This window comes from Streptomyces sp. NRRL F-5755 (assembly GCF_001279365.1).
In the GTDB taxonomy this organism is placed as follows: Bacteria; Actinomycetota; Actinomycetes; order Streptomycetales; family Streptomycetaceae; genus Streptomyces; species Streptomyces rimosus.
Map to the genome: position 1 here is coordinate 1 of NZ_LGCW01000135.1, position 2,260 is coordinate 2,260.

General features: G+C 70.8%; 3 protein-coding genes. 1 reads left to right on the forward strand and 2 read right to left on the reverse strand.

From position 1 onward, the window contains the following. On the reverse strand, window positions 1–643 hold a 643-nt coding region (locus ADK86_RS14925), incomplete at its 3' end, for an FAS1-like dehydratase domain-containing protein (RefSeq protein WP_234345863.1). Window positions 644–784: 141 nt separating this feature from the next. After that, entirely contained in the window at window positions 785–1,108 is a 324-nt protein-coding gene (locus ADK86_RS14930; protein ID WP_053697039.1) for a hypothetical protein, read from the reverse strand. Between the two features lie 461 nt (window positions 1,109–1,569). On the opposite strand from ADK86_RS14930, the gene ADK86_RS14935 reads away from it, so the two are divergent. Further along, on the forward strand, window positions 1,570–2,260 hold a 691-nt coding region (locus ADK86_RS14935; protein ID WP_234345864.1), incomplete at its 3' end, for a bifunctional DNA primase/polymerase.

A 2,260-nucleotide genomic window follows, 5' to 3' on the forward strand; every position in this document is an offset into this window, starting at 1 on the left:
GGGGGTGCGTTTGGAGCTGGGGGCGGGATTCGGGCTGGGGTTGGGGGCCGGGTACGGGACGGGTACGGGTCGGCGCGTACTTGAGGATGCGGAAGCGGTGCGTACCGGCGAGTTCACCATCCGTCCGTACGTCCATCCGCGTCGTGACGAAGTACCCCGTCCCCAGCTTCGTCGTCTTGCGCGGGGACACCGACTCGATGACGGCGTCGAAGGTGATCCGGTCGCCGGGGCGCAGGGGGCACAGGTACTCCTGCTCGCAGTCGGTCGCGACCACCGAGGTGCATCCGGCCTGGTCAAGCAGGGTGAAGAGCGCGTCGTACGCGGGCGAGCGGCCCGGGTGCCCGGAGAGGCCGCCCATCGTCCATGCTTGCAGCATGGTGGGCGGCGCGACGGCGTCGGGGCCTTCGTAGGCGGGGTTGCCGTCGCCCATGGCCTCGCACCAGTGGCGGATCATGGGCTCGTTGACGGGGTCCTTGCCGGTGCCGCCGGTGACGGCCGGCTGCCCTTCGAACGCCTTCAGGCGGGCGTACAGGTCGTCGGGTTGGGGCCGGTCCGTGACGCCGCTTTCTCGGCGCGGGGAGGTCTCTTCTCCCACGCCCGCCGGCCCCTCCCCCGCGCCCATCAGCCCCTCATCCACGCCCATTACCCCCTCCTCCCGACCTCGGTACCGTGCATACGTCGAAGGGTTCCTGACTGTCCGTCAGGCATCCTTCACTGTCAAGACCACCGCGGCGCGGTCCGGGCGGCGTCACCGGTTACGCCGGCCGGGCCACGTGCCCTCGGCTCACCAGAGGTTGGTGAAGTTCACCGTGGCGTTGGTCTGATCGATGCGGGTCAGCCCGTGACCGATCACGCTCGCGTTGTTGTTCTGGTTGGACGCTCCGGGGCCGTTCACGACCTGCTGCGTGGTGGTCGAGTTGCCATTGCTGTTATGGCCGACACCGCCGTCGACCAGGCTCGTGGCCGCAGCGCTCGACCCGTTGCCCGCGAGTGCGCCGTTGTCGGCGTGGGCCACACCGGTCAGGAGGGCGGTCGCCAGGGGCAGGGCGGCGAGGGCGGCGACGGTACGGGCCGTGCGGGCGGTACGAGCGGTACGGATGCTTGCCATGACGTTTCTCCCCTTACGGGACACGGCCCAGCGGTCCGACACGGGACCGGTGGGCGCTGCCCGCTTGCTGGGGACTCGGGACGCTGGGACTGCGTAACGTGATCACGGAATGGGACCGGGGACAGAACGGGTACGAGCGGACCGAACCCCACCCAGCCCCGCCCAAACGCGCACTCCTGAGGAGCAGTTGGTTGCTGCCTTCGCGGAGTCCACGACGTCGCGGTGATCAGACTTGCCCAACGAACCCCCGGCGAACCAGCCCGGAATACCCACTTCCCCCTCAAGCATGAAGAACCCCGGGTAAACCTCGCGCGCCCCTCCAAAACCTCACCGCGTCCACCCGCGTCCCAGGCAATCCTTCTTCCGCCTGCGCCGAATCTTTCCCGCACGATTTCAGCCCTTCCCGTGGTGAACCCCTCGTTCCCCTTTCCATACTCGAACGTACATACGAAAATGAATCCATGGCCTCTCCCCACTCGACCGCCATGGACACGACCACCGGAAGCCATCCCTCCACCCCCACGGACCGGCCCGCACACCCCTCCGACCCCTCCGTCCCCCCCTCCGCCGGTCCCTCCACCGCCTCCTCCGCCGGGCCGCCCCCCAACCGCTCATCCCCCCGCGCCCCTCGTCACACCCCCCGCCCCGACCCCCCGTACCGCCGCGAAGATCACCACACCACCGCGCTCACCCACGCCCTCGTGGCCGCCGGCCGCGGCTACGCGGTCATCCCGCTGACCCGCGCCAAGCTCCCCGCCGTGCGCTCCCCGCACCACGCCGACCAGGCCGCCGACCCGTGCCGCGGCGCCTGCGGCCAACTCGGACACGGCATCCACGACGCCACCGCCGACCCGCTCGCCGTACGCCGTCTCTTCGCGGCCGCACCCTGGGCCACCGCGTACGGCATCGCCTGCGGCGTTCCCCCGTACCACCTCATCGGCATCGACCTGGACACCAAACACGGCGCCGACGGCCTCACCGCCCTGCGCCTGCTGGCCGAGGAACACCACGTCGCCCTGCCGCCCACCGTCACGGTCCGCACCCCGAGCGGCGGCCACCACCTGTACTTCTCCGGCCCGCCGTCCCCGCCCGTACCGAACTCGGCAGGCCGCCTGGCCCCCGGCATCGACATCCGCGGCACCGGCGGCTACT